This is a genomic window from Seonamhaeicola maritimus, from assembly GCF_008056315.1.
GTDB lineage: Bacteria > Bacteroidota > Bacteroidia > Flavobacteriales > Flavobacteriaceae > Seonamhaeicola > Seonamhaeicola maritimus.
This window is the reverse complement of record NZ_VRKQ01000008.1, coordinates 1,419,985-1,437,325: the sequence shown is the minus strand read 5'-3', so window position 1 is coordinate 1,437,325 and position 17,341 is coordinate 1,419,985. Positions and strand designations below refer to the sequence as shown.

The window sequence follows — 17,341 nt, the reverse complement described above, 5'->3', positions numbered from 1 at the left end:
TTCATATCCATGAGCGACTTTTTTTTTATTGAATCTGAACTCTTTCTTTAGGTACTCTAAACAACAAAATAATACCCCCTAAAAAGAAAACGAACAAAAACAGTATTGCATCTCTCATATTACTGACCTGATCTACAATAGCGAAAATAGACATACCGATTACAATACCTACTTTTTCGGCTACATCGTAAAAACTAAAGTAAGAAGTTGTGTCTTCGGTTTCTGGCAAGAATTTAGAATAGGTCGATCTTGCTAAAGATTGGACTCCACCCATAACCAAACCAACTAAAGCTGCCGCAACATAAAACTCGTTCGGGGTAATCATAAAATAAGCATAGAAACAAAGGCACATCCAAATAAAATTAATGACAATAAGTGTCTTTATGTTACCAAATTTTTTAGAAGCTCTTGAAGTAATAACTGCACCCAAAATAGCTACTATTTGAATAACCAAAATACTAACAATTAAACCAATTGTTTTCTCACTATTATTTTCCCACGCAATTTCCTGTTTGCCAAAATACACCGCCATGAGCATAATGGTTTGTACTGCCATACTAAACACGAAAAAAGCGTACAAATAACGCTTCAGTCTTAAATTTCCCTTTAATTGTTTCCACACTTGCTGTAACTCTCTAAATCCGTTAAAAATAACATCTTTAGTTACTTTATGTCCAGTAGAAGTTCCTTTTGGTAAAATATAAAATGTGTATTGACTAAATAACGCCCACCAAATACCAACAGTTATAAAAGAATACTTCATCATTTCTATTTGATCCTCAATTGCATCCTGACTCATAACCATTATTAAATTAACTATAAGTAAAAGCACACTTCCTATATAACCCATTGAAAACCCTTTAGCACTAATACTATCTTGTTGATCTTCAAAGGCAATATCAGGTAAATACGAATTATAAAAGACCAAACTACCCCAATAGCCTATTAAACCCATAAAATAAAAAAGGACACTAACATGTATATAATCTAAATCAAAAAAGTACAAGCCAATACAACCTAGGCTACCTAAATAACAGAAAAACTTCATGAAATTTTTCTTATTACCAACATAATCAGCAATACCTGACAAAATTGGAGAGGAAAAAGCAACGACTAAAAAAGTAAAAGCTGTTACAATTTCTATCAATACAGTTTGTTTCATTTCAAAACCAAAAGCCGAAACCAAAGTTTCTTTAGTTTCAAATAACGACTCATAAAATAATGGGAAAATTGAAGATGCAATTGTTAAGGTATAAACCGAATTTGCCCAATCATAAAATGCCCAAGCATTAAGTAGTTTTTTACTCCCCTTTTTTAAAACTGTCATAATTAAAAAGCTGCCCTTTTATGAGCAGCTTCTAAAGTAATCAAATATATTTTAAGAAAAACTATTTCCTGAAAGATGTAATCCCAAATTTTGCAGCTTCTTCTTTTGCTTTTGGCGCTAAAGCCTTGAGGTGTGCAATACGAGAATCATTTGAAGGGTGCGTACTTAAAATTTCTGGTGGCGCTTTTCCTCCGCTATTTGCTTTCATACGTTCCCATAATAATGAAGCCTCATCTGGATTATAACCTGCAATCGCCATTAAATAAAGTCCAATTTTATCTGCCTCAGACTCATGACTTCTACTAAATGGCAACATTACTCCTACTTGAGATCCAACACCATAATATTGATTGAATGCATTTCTGTCTTTTTCATCCTTAATAGCAATATTTCCTGCAACAGCTACACCAGCTTGTATATAGGCAGCACTCATACGCTGTTGCCCATGATTGGCCAAAGCATGCGCTACTTCATGTCCCATAATAGCCGCAACACCTGTTTCTCCTTTTGCTATTGGTAATATACCTGTGTAGAACACTATCTTTCCTCCTGGCATGCACCATGCATTAACCGTTTTATCATCAACAAGGTTATACTCCCATTTGTAATCTTTTAAATATCCTTGATGCCCATTAGCATCTAACCAACGTTCTGCTGCTACAGCAATTCGTTGCCCTACCTTAGTTATCATTTCAGCATCCTTTGTTCCTTTAAGCACTTTATTCTCAGTTAAAAACTGATCATACTGAGCAAAAGCCGTTGGAAACAATTGAGAATTTGGCACCAAGGCCAAAGTCTTTTTTTGTGTAAATGGATTTGTAGCACAGGCATAAAAAATAGCAACAACTCCTAATAATATTAAAGTATTTTTAAGTTTCATCTTAAGTAAATTTATTTATTATAAAAATACAAAAATTGTACCTTCATAATTTTATGACACACATAATTTTTATTTGTCACATGGGTTTTAGCAAATAAACTTAAATACTTCGTTATGTTTACTTCTTAGAATCGACAGATTTTAAAAGAAAAATTTTTTAAGAATGAAAAAGCTAGTAATACTATTTATATGTTGCAGTCTTTTTAGCTGCAACATTACTGCTCAAAAGGGTAAAAGGAAGATTGAAACATTCAAAATCACAAAAACTGACGAAGAATGGAAATCTCAGTTAACGGACACAGAGTATTATGTACTTAGAAAGGCCGGTACCGAGCAGCGTTTTTCAAGTCCTTTTAATAAGAATTATAAACAAGGTACTTATGTCTGTAAAGCCTGTGAAACTCCATTATTTAAAAGTGAACACAAGTATGATTCTGGTAGCGGCTGGCCCAGTTTTGACAGAGAAATAAAAGGTAATGTGGCATTTTCAACTGACCATAATATAGGTTATGCAAGAACTGAAGAACACTGCGCTACCTGTGGCGGACATTTAGGTCATATGTTTAACGATGGCCCAAAAGAAACTACTGGAATACGACATTGTGTTAACGGAGTCTCCCTCAAATTCATTCCAAAAAAATAATTTATGGAGAGCTACTTGTCTAGTGTAATTAAACAATTTAGGTATTATAAAAGCTTAAGCGATAAGACTATTGAAGCCCTAAGTTTTGAAGAATTACAAAAGGAGCTTATGCGAGATTCTAATTCCGTATCAATCATTGTTAAACATTTAGTTGGCAATATGCGAAGTAGATGGACTAACTTTTTAACTGAAGATGGTGAAAAATCATGGAGAGATCGAGATTCTGAATTTGAAGACACCTTTACTTCAAAAGATGAATTGGTGGAAAATTGGAATAATGGTTGGGCATGTCTTTTTAATGCTATTGAGGCTTCAACTGTAGAAGATTTAGAACGCATCGTTTATATTAGAAACCAGGGACATACAGTAACCGAGGCCATTAACCGCCAATTAGCGCATTACTCCTACCATGTTGGGCAAATTGTATTTTTAGGGAAATTGATCAAAGGTGAACATTGGGATTCTTTATCTATACCGAAAGGAGCATCAAAAAGTTATAACAGAAAAAAATTCAACAAAGAAAAAGGCAAACGCCATTTTACTGATGACTTATAAAACTAAAAAACTCCTTTAAATTAAAGGAGTTTTTTTCTATTGGTTGGTATTATTGCTTTAAAGCATTCGTTGTAAAATACCCCATCTCTTGGGTCATCTTCCCTTCATCATTAAAGTCATTTACTAAATGAATAGGTAACACAACTTTTTTACCGTCTTTTTTACTTTTTAATCTTAATTTCCACCAAGACTGAACTACTTTACCATTTCCAATTTCGTATTCTAAGTAATCCGGATAACCAACAACATCAATACTTTCTATCTCCCAATGTTCTAATAATCCACTAAAAGCAGCTTTCTCTTCTTCAAGAGTATGACTTTTCCCTATAGGCATATCCAAATTTCTAAAGGTTGCATCCTCCGTGAAGTCACTAAATCCTCTTTCAACATCTCCATGTTCAAGTGCCCCCATCATTTTTCTTACTGTATTTATGTTTTTATGCTGATTAAATAAAACCCCATTGGTTCTGGTAACAAATGCATCTCTAATATCCGTACCTATAGGGTAATTATAATTAATTGCCAGCTCAATCTTATTATCATCATTTAAACGATACAAATTGTGCAATGGCATTTCTATTTTTACTCCAGTTTCATTATGCATTCCTCGTAAATACGTCCAAGTTTGTACCCAAACTTTTCCACCTTCTTTATATTCAATTGCATCTGGATACGCTTCACCATGACGTGTTAAACTTGCATAAGAAACCCATTTTTGTTTATTCTCCACCCATTTTAAGAAGTCTTCTTTGTTAGTCCCTTTTGCATCTTTATTACGGGTAGTTCCGCTTATAGATTTAAAGTCATCAGAAAGGTAGGAGGCCACTTTATCAACATCACCTGCAATATCGGCCTGTTGCATTGCTTCGACTGCTACAATAGCTGGATGCTCATTATAAACAGTTCCATTTTTCTTTTTTTGAGAGTACACTACTGCCACAGAAAGTAGCATGATAATAATAACATGTTTTTTCATTTTAAATAAAATTTGATTGGTTAATAGTTTATCAATTTAATCAAAATAATTGATAATTAACAGTTTAACTATTACCAATTTATGAAGAAATAGCTTTCATATGAAAACTAAAGCGTGTTTCTTTTTTTAAATGGACGGATAATCAATCGTGCTTCCCTATCAAAACGCACATAATTATAGACCCAATTAACAAAAACCACCATTCTATTTCTGAAACCAATTAGAAAGAATAGATGTACAAACATCCAAACATACCAAGCAAAAACTCCTTGAAACTTCCATTTCTCTAAATCAACCACGGCCTTGTTTCTGCCAATAGTAGCCATTAAACCTTTATCTTTGTAGGTGAAAGGTTTCATAGGTTTTTTCTCTATCGCATTCAACAAATTATCTCCTAATTGTTGCCCTTGTTGAATAGCTGGTTGCGCCATCATAGGTAACCCACGAGGAAAATCTTTAGTTTCCATGAATGCCACATCACCAGCTGCAAATATGTGATTAAACCCTTTTACTTGACTAAATTCATTTACCAAAATACGATTTCCTTTGGTCACAAAATCTTCACTATCCAATCCTTTTATTGTAGCACCTTTAACACCAGCTGCCCAAATAAGTGTTGCTGTTTCAAAAGTTAAATCAGTATTAGTTGTTACAGTTTTGCCATCATAATTTGTAACCCTAACATTTTTCCAAATATTAACACCTAGTTTTTCTAAAAAGTCTTCAGCTTTTTGCGAAGCCTTAGAACTCATCCCTTTTAAAATACAATCACCTGATTGCACTACGTGAATTTGCGCCGAACGTGTATCTAAATCTGGGTAATCCTTTGGCAATATTCCTTTTTTAATTTCGGCAAGGGCACCGGCAAGCTCTACTCCTGTTGGTCCACCTCCAACAATCACAAAATTCATTAAAGCGTTGCGCTCATGTAAATCTGAGGTCAATAAAGCATCTTCAAAGTTTTCAAGAATTAAACTACGCAAATTAAGTGATTGTGGTATGGTTTTCATTGCCATACTATGTTTTTCAATTTCGGCGTTACCAAAATAATTTGTTTTAGAACCTGAAGCTATTACCAAATAATCGAACTTCAAATTACCAATATTGGTTTTTACTTTATTCTTTTTGGTATCAATTTCTTGAACGTTAGCTAATCTGAAAAAAAAGTTAGGAAAGTCTTTCAAAATCTTCCTTATAGGATACGCTATAGAATCTGGTTCTAGGCCACCAGTAGACACCTGATACAGTAAAGGTTGGAACGTATGATAATTGTGCTTATCTAATAAAACCACTTGAACTTCTTGCTTTGATAACTTTTTTGCCAATGCAACACCTGCAAAACCGCCGCCAATAATAACAATTCTAGGGTAACTCGTCTTAGGAATATTCATATAAAAATGCTTGCTATACAAAGGTAACAAATCATACAAATTTTATAGGGTTCTAAATTCTTTATTAAAAATCGATTTTGTAAATTTGCTGCTTAAATTTTGACACATGAGTAAATACGATATTATAGTTCTTGGAAGTGGTCCAGGTGGTTATGTAACAGCAATTAGAGCATCTCAATTAGGTTTTAAAACTGCTGTTGTAGAAAAAGAAAGCTTAGGAGGTGTATGTTTAAACTGGGGGTGTATTCCAACAAAAGCCCTTTTAAAATCTGCTCAAGTATTTGAATATCTGAAACATGCTGAAGATTATGGTTTAAAAGTCAAAGAGGCTGAACATGATTTTGATGCAGTAGTAAAACGTAGTCGTGGTGTTGCTGATGGTATGAGTAAAGGTATTGAGTTCTTAATGAAAAAGAACAAAATAGATGTAATTAAAGGATACGGAACTTTAAAACCAGGTAAGAAGATTGATGTTGATGGAACCATTTATAGTGCTGATAACATTATAATTGCTACTGGTGCACGCTCTCGTGAGTTACCAAGTTTACCTCAAGATGGTAAAAAAGTTATTGGTTACCGCGAAGCCATGAACTTACCAAAACAACCAAAGAAAATGATTGTGGTTGGTTCTGGTGCTATTGGTGTTGAGTTTGCTTATTTCTATAATTCTATTGGAACTGAAGTAACTATTGTAGAATATTTACCAAACATAGTACCAGTTGAAGACGAAGAAGTTTCAAAACAATTAGGACGTTCTTTTAAAAAGAGCGGTATTAAGATTATGACTTCTGCCGAAGTTACTAGTGTTGATACTTCTGGTAAAGGGGTTAAAGCAACTGTAAAAACGAAAAAAGGCGAAGAAGTTCTTGAGGCTGATGTTGTTTTATCTGCAGTTGGAATTAAAACAAATATTGAAAATATTGGTTTAGAAGATGTTGGTATTGTAGTTGACAGAGATAAAATATTAGTGAACGATTTTTACCAAACTAATATTCCTGGGTATTATGCCATTGGTGATGTTACTCCAGGTCAAGCATTAGCTCACGTTGCTTCTGCTGAAGGTATTTTATGTGTTGAAAAACTAGCAGGACATCATGTTGAGGCATTGGATTACGGAAACATCCCAGGATGTACTTACTGTTCTCCTGAAATAGCTTCTGTTGGTTTAACAGAACAACAAGCAAAAGATAAAGGTCTAGATATTAAAGTTGGAAAATTCCCATTCTCTGCTTCTGGTAAAGCAAGTGCTGGTGGTAATAAAGATGGTTTTGTAAAAGTAATCTTTGATGCAAAATATGGTGAATGGTTAGGATGCCACATGATTGGTGCAGGTGTTACCGATATGATTGCTGAAGCCGTGGTTGCTAGAAAACTAGAAACTACAGGACATGATGTATTAAAAGCAGTTCATCCTCACCCAACAATGAGTGAAGCGGTAATGGAAGCTGTTGCAGATGCTTATGATGAATGTATCCATATTTAGACAAATTAGATAAGTTAGAATACTTAGATTTTTAGATATAAAAAGTTCCGAGAAATCGGAACTTTTTTGTTTTATGGCATTTTTTAATGGTCTTTTATAATCTTAAACCAACTCCTACAAAAAGGCTATTGGGAGTAAGCTCCTCAAAACCGAGGGCATATTTCATATGAAAATCTAAGTCCCCTGTAAAATTATAGGATGCACTTAAATCACCACGTATTTTTAATTTATTTGAGAAGAAATCGAAAAAGTAGTTTATACTTGGTCCTACCAAAATGTTTAAACCTTTAGCAATTTCATATTTAACATAAATGGGTGCATTTAAAAACTTAAAATCATTTAGAGCTATAAATAATAACTCCGGTTGAATAGAATAACTTTCATCAATTTCAAAATCTAAAAAAGCACCGCCGTAGTAGCCAATTTCTGTGTCTTGATTAAAACCAAAACTAGATTCGGTAACTTTAAAGAATGTCAAATTAAGACCTCCTTTTAATCCAAAATCAATATTAGACTGTCCTTTTGCCGAAAAACATATGAAACAGAAAATAAAAAAGAAACACTTAGCTATTTTCATTTTGTAAAAGATTTTAAAAACTCTCTAAGGCCAACTCATAGCTCTGAAGACCAAATCCAAGAATAACGCCTTTAGCGTTAGGAGAAATGTAAGATTGATGTCTAAATTCTTCTCTACCGAATGTGTTAGAAATATGTACCTCTACAACTGGTGACTCAATACCTTTAATAGCATCTCCAATACCAATTGATGTATGTGTATAAGCTCCAGCGTTTAAAACAATACCATCATAACTGAATCCAACTTCGTGCAGTTTATCAATAAGCTCACCTTCAATATTAGACTGATAGTAATCAATACTCATATCTGGGTATTTGCCTTTTATCTCATCTAAAAACTCAGTAAAAGTCAAACTACCGTAAATATTTGGTTCGCGTTTTCCTAATAAATTCAAATTAGGTCCGTTAATGATGATTAGTTTTTTCATAAAACAAATATATCCAAAAATAAGGGCATAAAAAAAGGAAGCTTTGAGCTTCCTTACATTAATAAATTCTATTTTTTTAAAACATCTATTCTAGTCTCCTCTCCCATCTTGAGGTTAGATAAGGCTCTTATATTATTTTCCTGATCTACCAATTCAACCACAACCGTGTTCGGAGAAATTTGACCTTCATTTTCAGCTTTAATAACTATTGAAGTCTTTATTGAGTCTAGATTTAAAAGTATTATGTTCCTTTTATTAGTAGCCTTATAACTTTTTCTTATTGTTTTCCCATTACTCATAATAGAAATTCTATCTCCATCTTCTTTACCCCCGTCGTAAACAATTAGTTTTATTTTTTCATCATTAGTAAAAATACTTAAAGTTTGATTCTTCCTTAAAATATTCATGTTCATGGAATCCATCATCTTTAATGGTTGAAACTTTTGCTTAATACTATCTGGCACCCGTTTTATTTTATTTAATTTTTTAGCCACCTTATTCATTCTATCTTCAACTTTTTCAAGTGAGTTTAGAAATATCTTTCCTTCTGCACATTTCTTAAAATTAACAGTCATACCTTCAAAACTCCCACTAGTTGATTTGGTTTTTTCACTAATAAAAGGCTTTACAGAAAAATTAACAAAACAAGATTCTTCATCAATTTTTATAGGAGTCTTGGTATAAATTATACCTGTCTCCCTAATTAACAATTCTTTTTTTTGTTTATTATAATTTCCTGAAATTGTAGTTTTCGTTTCATACTCTGTTCCCATATTTGTTATAGAGTATCCTGAAACTAATTCATTGACCACTTTAAAACTAATCTTATACGAATAAGTGGTTTTTGATGTATCACTTAAAACTATTCCTCCAACATACTCATATTCAATTTGAGCATGACTGCAGAAATACATTAGTAACATAAATAAACTAAAAAAGACTTTGGAGTTCACAATCAAGATTATTTTTATAAATTGCTAGAACAAACATAAACCAATTAATTATGAAAATTAAATTATTACTTTCCTTATTAGTATTGTTACTATCGTTTTCAACAAGTTATGCTTCTTTTCCCGTAAAAAAAGCAGCCACAACTAATTCAAGCTCTGAAATTTATGAAACAGTTGAAACTTACACACCAGTTGCAGCTCCACGTGCAGGCCAAAAAGATTTGACCGTAGGTATCCTATTATGGTTTTTCTTAGGAGGTCTTGCTGGTCATAGATGGTATTACGGAAAACCAGTAGGTTGGAATATTTTGTTTATTTTGACTTTAGGTGGTTTAGGTGTATGGTGGGTTATTGATTTAATCAATATGCTATCTGACAACTTCTAAAAAACTCATAATTTATTATTTAAAAAGACCATTGAAAAATGGTCTTTTTTTTTACTTTTATAATCTATGAAATGGCAACATGCTTTAAAAGATTATCAATTATACTTAAAGATAGAACGCGGTCTATCTAAAAATTCTATTGACAATTATTCTAGGGATGTTAAAAAGTTGATAAGCTATTTAGAGAAACATGACATAAGCATCAACCCAGTTAAAATTTCTAATGAAGAAATTAAACAATTTATTTATGAAATAGCAAAAGAAGTTAATGCGCGTTCTCAATCAAGAATCATTTCTGGTTTACGCAGTTTCTTTAGCTATTTGGTTTTTGAAAATTATAGAAAAAACAACCCTTTAGAACTTATTGAATCTCCGAAAATTGGTCGAAAACTTCCTGATACACTTTCAGAAGAAGAAATTGACACTATAATAACAGCCATTGATTTAAGTAAGCCTGAAGGTGAACGCAATAGAGCCATGTTAGAAACTCTTTATGGTTGTGGCTTGCGTGTAAGTGAACTAGTAAATTTAAAAATATCAGATTTATTTTTTGATGAAGGTTTTATTAAAGTTACCGGAAAAGGAGACAAGGAGCGTTTTGTTCCTATTGTTGATGCCACACAGAAATATATCAATATTTACAGAAAACACATTAGAAACCATTTAAAAATTCAATCTGGATTTGAAGACACACTCTTTTTAAACAGACGCGGCAAACAACTCACAAGAGCCATGGTTTTTACTATTGTAAAGCAATTAGCTGAAAAAATAGGGTTAAAAAAGAAAATATCACCTCATACTTTTAGACATTCGTTTGCAACACACTTATTGCAGAATGATGCAGATTTAAGATCTATTCAACTCATGCTTGGACATGAAAGTATTACAACAACTGAGATTTATGTACATGTAGATAAAAGCCATTTGACAAGAGTTGTAGAAAAATATCATCCTAGAAAATAAAAAATCCAGCTAATGCTGGATTTTTTAAATATATAAAGTTTATAAATAATTACTTAGCAATATTAACTGCTCTTGTTTCTCTAATAACAGTAACCTTTACTTGACCAGGATATGTCATATCAGTTTGTATTTTTTGTGAAATACTAAATGATAAATCTGCTGCCTTATCGTCGTTTACTTTTTCGCTTTCTACGATAACACGCAACTCTCTACCAGCTTGAATAGCGTAAGCTTTTTTAACGCCTGTAAACCCAAAAGCAATATCTTCTAAATCCTTTAATCTTTGAATATAACTATCTAATACTTGACGACGTGCTCCAGGGCGCGCTCCAGAAATAGCATCACATACCTGAATAATTGGCGCTAAAAGTGATTTCATCTCTACCTCATCATGGTGAGCACCAATAGCATTACATACATCTTTCTTTTCTCCATATTTTTCAGCCCATTGCATACCTAAAATAGCGTGAGGTGTTTCCATATCAGCTTCAGCATCTGGCACTTTCCCTATATCATGAAGTAATCCAGCACGTTTTGCTAATTTAGGATTGAGTCCAAGTTCCGCAGCCATCACTCCACAAAGTTTAGCAACTTCTCTAGAGTGCTGCAATAAGTTTTGTCCGTAAGACGAACGATACTTCATGCGTCCAACCATCTTAATAAGCTCCGGATTCAAGTTATGAATACCTAAATCAATAACAGTACGCTTACCTACTTCAATAATCTCCTGCTCTATCTGCTTCTGTGTTTTCTTAACTATCTCTTCAATTCTAGCTGGATGAATTCTTCCATCTGTAACTAACTTATGAAGTGATAAACGAGCAATTTCTCTTCTAACAGAATCAAAACATGATAAAATAATAGCTTCTGGAGTATCATCAACTATTATCTCTACACCGGTAGCAGCTTCAATAGCACGAATGTTTCGTCCTTCACGACCAATAATTCTACCTTTAACATCATCAGATTCAATATTAAAAACAGACACACAATTATCAACAGCTTCCTCTGTTCCAATACGCTGTATGGTGTTTATAATAACTTTCTTAGCATCTTGTTCTGCAGTTAATTTAGCTTCTTCCAAAGAACTTTGAATAAATGCCATAGCATCATTCTTAGCTTCGCCCTTTAACGATTCTACTAATTGCTCTTTAGCCTCTTCTGCAGAAAGACTTGAAATAACTTCTAATTGTTGTACTTGACTTCTGTGGAGCTTATCAAGTTCTTCTTGTTTTTTCTCTATTACATCAAGTCTATGATTATAGTCTTTTATTTTATCCTCAAGACTCTGATTTAGTTTTTTTCCTTTTGCAAGCTCATTAGAAATCTGAGATTCCTTATCTCTAGTGCGCTTTTCGGCTTCCGCCATTTTTTTGTCTCTAGATAAAATTACTTTTTCATGCTCTGCTTTAAGTTCTATAAACTTTTCTTTAGCCTGAAGTATTTTATCTTTCTTAATATTTTCACCGTTGCTCTTAGCATCTTTAAGTATTAATGTTGCATTCTTTTTCGCTTCTTTAATAAGCTTTGATGCCTTATTCTTTTCCAACGATTTTGCAATTATAAAGCCTATTATTAAACCTAAAACTGCGCCTCCTACTGCAAATATAATTGAGTTATCCATCCTTAATTTAGTTGATTTATATATAAAAAAAGCCTACACCGGTATAAAGTTTTGTATAAACTCCTTAAAAACAAGTTTAGGGCTAACAAGCTGATCAAGGATCTGCGACTAAGGCAGCATGCTTTTACAACTTAAACTCACCCTTTTTAAAGAATTAACGTTGAGTTTATCAAAAAAAATAACCAATGCAGGCAGTAACTTTTAATTTATTTTAAAGAACGTTTAAGAGTTTAAATGCGAATGCAGTAATTCATCAAGCTCTTTAAGCTTTACTTCTACATGCTCACTCACATTTTTTTTATCAATAGTTTTCTGTTCAACTTGAGACGCAAACTGTAAAGCACACATGGCCAATACATCCTGTTTATCTCGAACAGAATAACTTTGCTCAAATTGTTTAATCATATATTCAATATTCTTAGCCGCTTTACGTAAGCCTTCTTCCTGATTTGCTTCAACAGTTAAAGGATATACCCTATTAGCTATAGACAGCTTTATTTTAAGCTTTTCTGACATTGAATTTATGTTACATTAATCTGAGAGTTGAGCAATACAATGATCTATATCTCTAATTAATGCATTTATTTTAAGCTTAGTTTCTCTTTTATTTTCGTCACCACCAAGTATTGAGTTTGCCATTTTAAGAGTATCGTATTTTTCTTCCCACTCTGCTATGTGCAATTTTTGGTTCTGAATTTCCTTTTTTGAAGTATCCAATTCTTCGGTTAATTTTAAATTAGCTTGCTTTAAAAGCTCTACTTTGTGTAATACCTTGCTAATTTTGTTTTCTAAAGAATCTACAATATCTTCAATATTACTCATTTACAAAATTCAATACTTATCTCACAAAGTTAACATACCTACCACTAAATAACAATTGTTTTCCTATAAAATTTCAAAATCTATTTCTAATACTCTGTTTAAAAACAATGGTTTGATTTTTGTTCTATCCTTTTGCTTATTCAAGTCAAATTAATATTTTAGCTACAATACTTTTCTATGAGATTAATCCTTGGTTTTCTTTTGTTTTTTGCGCTTCTCTCTAATGCTCAAAGTCATTATCCGCAGGACTATTTTAGTAGCCCTCTAGATATACCGATAATACTTTCTGGTACATTTGCAGAATTACGCTCAAATCATTTTCATTCTGGTTTAGACATTAAAACCCAACAACGTGTAGGTTTAAAAGTAAAGGCATGTGCAGATGGTTATGTAAGTAGAATTAAAGTATCACATTATGGCTATGGCAAAGCTTTATATATAACTCACCCCAATGGTTACACCACTGTTTATGCCCACTTGCAGAAATTTTCACCTGATATTGAAGCTTACATTAAAAAACAACAGTACAAAAAAGAATCTTACGAAATAGAATTATTTCCAAGTGCCGAGACCTTACTCATAAAAAAAGAGAGCTTAGTTGCATATAGTGGAAATTCTGGTGGTTCTGGAGGTCCTCATTTACATTTCGAAATTAGAGATAATGCTGAGCGCCCCATAAACCCAATGCTTTTTGGAATTGACATTGCCGATACTACCAATCCATACGTTAAATCTTTTTATGCGTATCCGTTAGACGAAAACTCTTATGTTAATAATTCAAATGAAAAACAAAAACTAAGATTAATCCCTATAAAAGGAGGCGATTATGTAGTTGAAAACATTGAAGCCATTGGTAACATTGGCTTTGGAGTTGAAACTAATGACCGACAAAATTTAGCAGCCAATTCAAATGGCGTTTATAATATTAGATCTTTTGTAAACGGGAATAATAATTTTGAATTAGATTTTAAGCGCTTTTCATTCAGTGAAACCAAGCACATTAATCAGCTAATTGATTATGAACATTATGCCACAAAAAAACAACGCATTCAAAAGTTATTCAAAAAAAACAATCCGTTAAGTATATTCAAATCGGTTCTAAATGATGGAGTTCTATCAATTGAAGACAGCACATATACTGTTTATAAGGTTAGAGTTGCCGATTTTAAAAATAATGAATCGTGGATAACGTTAAACATAAAAGGTGCTAAAACTAGTAATCCCAAAGCTTCTAAAACCAAAACAACACCCTATCATATTAAAGCAGACCAAACCATCAACCTAAAAGAAAATAAAGTTTCTGTAGATTTTTATAAGGACACCTTTTATGAAGATTTCTATCTAGATTTTGAAGTTAAAAGTGATACCTTAATACTACATAAAAATGTAAAAGCTGCTAAAAAGAACTTTAGTATTACCTATGATATTAGTAATTATAATAATGAAGATAAAAGTAAATTATACATTGCCCGCTTGGTAGGTTACAAAAAATATCCTTCTTATACCTATACTCAAAGAAAAGGAGACTTATTAACTGCAAGCACAAAAACTCTTGGGACTTTTGCTTTAGCAACAGATTCAATTAGACCAAGCATTAAAGCTATTAACTTTAAAAACGGGCAATGGTTGAGCAAATACCGTTATTTAAAAGTGAAGATTGACGATAAACTTTCGGGAGTTTCAAAATATAGAGCAACAGTAAACGGTAAATGGATTTTAATGGAGTATGACTATAAAACCAAAACACTTACTCATGATTTTAATGATGGTGTGGTAAGAGACACTAAAAACAATTTAAAAGTAATTGTTACTGATAATGTTGGAAATAATTCTACTTTTGAAACGTTGTTTTACAGAAAATAAACTATAACCACCTTTGAGACAGAAATACTTATTCTTCGTTTTATTTTTTTTAATTGCTTTTTCAAGTTTTTCTCAAAATGCAACCATAAGAGGGATTATTTTAAATGAGAACAAACAGCCTATTGAGGAAGTAAGCATTAAAGCTAACAATTCAGGAACAGTTACAAATAAAAACGGATTTTTTATATTAGAAATCCCTTCAAATACAGATGTTTCTGTTGAATTTACACACCTTTCTTATAAAAAGGTTTCAAGTATTTTCAATCTTAAAAACGGAGAGGAATTGGAATTTAATCCAGTGATGAAAACTTCAGTAGAGCAAATTTCAACCATTATAATTAACACAAAGAGAAGAAAAGAAGTAGAAGGTATTATCACACTTCAACCAGAAGTTATTAGAAAAATTCCTGGTGCTAATGCTGGGGTAGAAAACTTATTATTAACACTTCCAGGGGTTAGCAATAATAATGAGTTAAGCACACAATACTCGGTTAGAGGTGGTAACTATGATGAAAACTTAGTATATGTTAATGATATTCAAGTTTATCGTCCTTTTTTAATTCGTTCAGGCCAACAAGAAGGACTAAGTTTTGTTAATACTAACATGGTGCAAAACGTTGATTTTTCAGCTGGTGGTTTTCAGGCTAAATATGGTGATAAATTATCTTCCGTATTAGATATCACTTATAAAACACCATATCAATTTGAAGTAAATGCCGATTTAAGTTTACTAGGTGGTGGAATTTCTATAGAAAATATTAGTAAAGACTCAAAATTCACCAGTATTGTTGGCGCTAGATACCGGGATAATAGTTTATTGGTTAACGCAAAAGAAACTGAAACTAATTTCAATCCAACCTTTGCAGACCTTCAGGCGTATTTCACTTATAAATTTACTAACAAGTTTCATTTAAGCTTTTTAGGGAATGCATCTATTAATAAATATAATTACCAACCACAAACACGTCAAACAAATTTTGGAACTTTAAGTGACCCCATTGCACTTTTAGTATTTTACAATGGTCAAGAAAAAGACCAATACCAAACCTATTTTGGAGCCTTTAAAGGAACTTATTTTGCTAACGATGACCTAACGCTTAAGCTTATTGCATCAACCTACCATACTACTGAAGAAGAATATTTCGATATTCTTGCTCAATACCGATTAGGTGAAGTAAACACCAATATTGGTGATGAAGATATTGGTGAGGTGGAATTTAGTGAAGGTATTGGAAGTCAGTTAAATCATGGCAGAAACGATTTGGATGCACTTATTACAAATATTGAACATAAAGGTGATTTTAAAATTGACGATAATAGAATTGAATGGTCTGTAAAATACACAAATGAAGATATTAGAGATAGACTTGTTGAATGGGAAGTAATTGATTCTGCCGGCTTTTCTATTAGACCACCAAAAACGGTTCCAAGCAATGAGCAGCCTTATATCGCGTATAGCGGTCCATTGGAGCCTTTCCAAAATGTAAGAGCCACAAATAATACACAAATAAATAGGTTACAAGCATATGCACAATGGAGCAGACGTTCTACTTTAGGTAACAGTGATGTTTGGTATAATGCTGGTGTAAGAGTGCATAATTGGTCTGTAAAAGGAGAAGGTATTTCTTCATCAAACCAAACTGTATTTAGTCCACGTGCTCAATTTACTATTAAACCTGACTGGGAAAAAGATATGCTTTTCAGAGTAGCCACAGGCCTGTATTATCAACCGCCATTTTATAGAGAATTGAGAGATGCCACAGGTACCGTTCAACCTAATGTAAAAGCACAAAAATCATTTCATTTGGTTTTAGGAAATGATTATAGTTTCAAAATGTGGGACCGCCCTTTTAAACTTACTTCAGAAGTTTATTATAAGAATCTATCAGATGTAAATCCATATACCATTGAGAATGTTCGTATTCGCTATAGAGCAAATAATGATGCTAAAGCTTATGCTTACGGGTTAGATATGAGGTTAAATGGAGAGTTTGTACCGGGAACAGAGTCTTGGTTCAGTTTTGGATATTTAAAAACCGAAGAAAACATTGAAAACCAAGGGTATATTGCAAGGCCAACAGATCAACGTTTAAAATTTGCAGCCCTTTTTCAGGATTATGTTCCCAATATGCCTCACTTAAAAATGTATTTGAATTTGGTTTATAATACAGGGCTTCCTGGTGGATCACCAAGTTATGCTGATCCTTATATCTATCAATCAAGATTGCCAGATTATAAAAGAGCAGATTTAGGTTTGCAGCTTGTTTTAGTTGATGATAAAAAGCAATTTAAAAATGGTTGGAAAAAACCTTTTAAGGAACTCTCTTTAGGTTTTGAAATCTTCAATATATTTGATGTACAAAACTCAATTACAAATACTTGGGTAAGAGACGTGTATAGTAAACGCCAATTTGCTATTCCAAATTACTTAACTCCACGTGTGTTTAATGTAAGGACTACAATGAAATTCTAAT

The 17,341-nt window shown here is 32.6% G+C and carries 17 protein-coding genes and 1 other RNA gene; 7 read left to right on the top strand and 11 right to left on the bottom strand.

All coding sequences use genetic code 11. The features are described 5' to 3' along the window. Window positions 1-25: 25 nt before the first annotated feature. The gene (locus FUA22_RS06135) at window positions 26-1,327 is read right to left on the bottom strand and encodes an MFS transporter (RefSeq protein ID WP_147767019.1); all 1,302 of its coding nucleotides are present in this window, start codon (window positions 1,325-1,327) and stop codon (window positions 26-28) included. 61 nt (window positions 1,328-1,388) lie between these two features. Beyond that, a complete protein-coding gene (locus FUA22_RS06130) occupies window positions 1,389-2,207 on the bottom strand; it encodes a M48 family metallopeptidase (protein ID WP_147767018.1) in 819 nt (272 codons plus the stop codon). A 163-nt stretch (window positions 2,208-2,370) separates the two neighbouring features. On the opposite strand from FUA22_RS06130, the gene msrB reads away from it, so the two are divergent. Together msrB and FUA22_RS06120 are read left to right on the top strand one after the other, a co-directional pair. Beyond that, entirely contained in the window at window positions 2,371-2,850 is a 480-nt protein-coding gene (gene msrB / locus FUA22_RS06125) for a peptide-methionine (R)-S-oxide reductase MsrB (RefSeq protein ID WP_147767017.1), read from the top strand. Between the two features lie 3 nt (window positions 2,851-2,853). Continuing rightward, on the top strand, window positions 2,854-3,405 hold the full coding sequence (locus tag FUA22_RS06120; RefSeq protein ID WP_147767016.1) for a DinB family protein: 552 nt from the start codon (window positions 2,854-2,856) through the stop codon (window positions 3,403-3,405). Between the two features lie 49 nt (window positions 3,406-3,454). Here the strand turns inward: FUA22_RS06120 and FUA22_RS06115 are convergent, their stop codons facing one another. Together FUA22_RS06115 and FUA22_RS06110 are read right to left on the bottom strand one after the other, a co-directional pair. After that, window positions 3,455-4,381 (bottom strand): nuclear transport factor 2 family protein, encoded by a 927-nt coding sequence (locus FUA22_RS06115; RefSeq protein ID WP_147767015.1) that lies wholly within the window; start codon window positions 4,379-4,381, stop codon window positions 3,455-3,457. A 107-nt stretch (window positions 4,382-4,488) separates the two neighbouring features. After that, window positions 4,489-5,772, bottom strand: a complete 1,284-nt coding sequence (locus FUA22_RS06110; RefSeq protein WP_147767014.1) for an NAD(P)/FAD-dependent oxidoreductase — start codon at window positions 5,770-5,772, stop codon at window positions 4,489-4,491. Window positions 5,773-5,878: 106 nt separating this feature from the next. Here FUA22_RS06110 and lpdA point away from each other — a divergent pair, with 106 nt between their 5' ends. Next, complete coding sequence (lpdA, locus tag FUA22_RS06105; protein WP_147767013.1) at window positions 5,879-7,255, top strand: dihydrolipoyl dehydrogenase; 1,377 nt, start codon at window positions 5,879-5,881, stop codon at window positions 7,253-7,255. A gap of 94 nt (window positions 7,256-7,349) precedes the next feature. On the opposite strand, the gene FUA22_RS06100 is transcribed toward lpdA, so the two are convergent. From FUA22_RS06100 to FUA22_RS06090, 3 genes are all read right to left on the bottom strand, one after another. Continuing rightward, entirely contained in the window at window positions 7,350-7,832 is a 483-nt protein-coding gene (locus tag FUA22_RS06100) for a PorT family protein (protein WP_147767012.1), read from the bottom strand. Window positions 7,833-7,845: 13 nt separating this feature from the next. Beyond that, a complete protein-coding gene (gene aroQ / locus FUA22_RS06095) occupies window positions 7,846-8,259 on the bottom strand; it encodes a type II 3-dehydroquinate dehydratase (protein ID WP_147767011.1) in 414 nt (137 codons plus the stop codon). Window positions 8,260-8,327: 68 nt separating this feature from the next. Further along, a complete protein-coding gene (locus FUA22_RS06090; protein WP_147767010.1) occupies window positions 8,328-9,173 on the bottom strand; it encodes a hypothetical protein in 846 nt (281 codons plus the stop codon). A gap of 89 nt (window positions 9,174-9,262) precedes the next feature. Between FUA22_RS06090 and FUA22_RS06085 the strand changes: the two genes are divergently transcribed. Both FUA22_RS06085 and xerD read left to right on the top strand, forming a co-directional pair. After that, window positions 9,263-9,595, top strand: a complete 333-nt coding sequence (locus FUA22_RS06085) for a TM2 domain-containing protein (protein ID WP_147767009.1) — start codon at window positions 9,263-9,265, stop codon at window positions 9,593-9,595. A gap of 66 nt (window positions 9,596-9,661) precedes the next feature. Beyond that, a complete protein-coding gene (gene xerD, locus FUA22_RS06080) occupies window positions 9,662-10,558 on the top strand; it encodes a site-specific tyrosine recombinase XerD (protein ID WP_147767008.1) in 897 nt (298 codons plus the stop codon). Between the two features lie 49 nt (window positions 10,559-10,607). On the opposite strand, the gene rny is transcribed toward xerD, so the two are convergent. The 4 genes from rny to FUA22_RS06060 all read right to left on the bottom strand — a co-directional run bounded on the left by rny (window position 10,608) and on the right by FUA22_RS06060 (window position 13,004). Then, complete coding sequence (gene rny / locus FUA22_RS06075) at window positions 10,608-12,182, bottom strand: ribonuclease Y (protein WP_147767007.1); 1,575 nt, start codon at window positions 12,180-12,182, stop codon at window positions 10,608-10,610. Window positions 12,183-12,239: 57 nt separating this feature from the next. Beyond that, window positions 12,240-12,348: non-coding RNA, 6S RNA (gene ssrS, locus FUA22_RS06070), on the bottom strand. A 56-nt stretch (window positions 12,349-12,404) separates the two neighbouring features. After that, complete coding sequence (locus FUA22_RS06065; RefSeq protein WP_147767006.1) at window positions 12,405-12,698, bottom strand: cell division protein ZapA; 294 nt, start codon at window positions 12,696-12,698, stop codon at window positions 12,405-12,407. A 15-nt stretch (window positions 12,699-12,713) separates the two neighbouring features. Further along, on the bottom strand, window positions 12,714-13,004 hold the full coding sequence (locus FUA22_RS06060; protein WP_147767005.1) for a hypothetical protein: 291 nt from the start codon (window positions 13,002-13,004) through the stop codon (window positions 12,714-12,716). Between the two features lie 177 nt (window positions 13,005-13,181). Between FUA22_RS06060 and FUA22_RS06055 the strand changes: the two genes are divergently transcribed. Both FUA22_RS06055 and FUA22_RS06050 read left to right on the top strand, forming a co-directional pair. Continuing rightward, window positions 13,182-14,867 (top strand): M23 family metallopeptidase, encoded by a 1,686-nt coding sequence (locus tag FUA22_RS06055; protein ID WP_147767004.1) that lies wholly within the window; start codon window positions 13,182-13,184, stop codon window positions 14,865-14,867. A gap of 13 nt (window positions 14,868-14,880) precedes the next feature. Continuing rightward, window positions 14,881-17,340 (top strand): TonB-dependent receptor, encoded by a 2,460-nt coding sequence (locus FUA22_RS06050; protein WP_241664766.1) that lies wholly within the window; start codon window positions 14,881-14,883, stop codon window positions 17,338-17,340. Window position 17,341 lies beyond the last annotated feature (1 nt).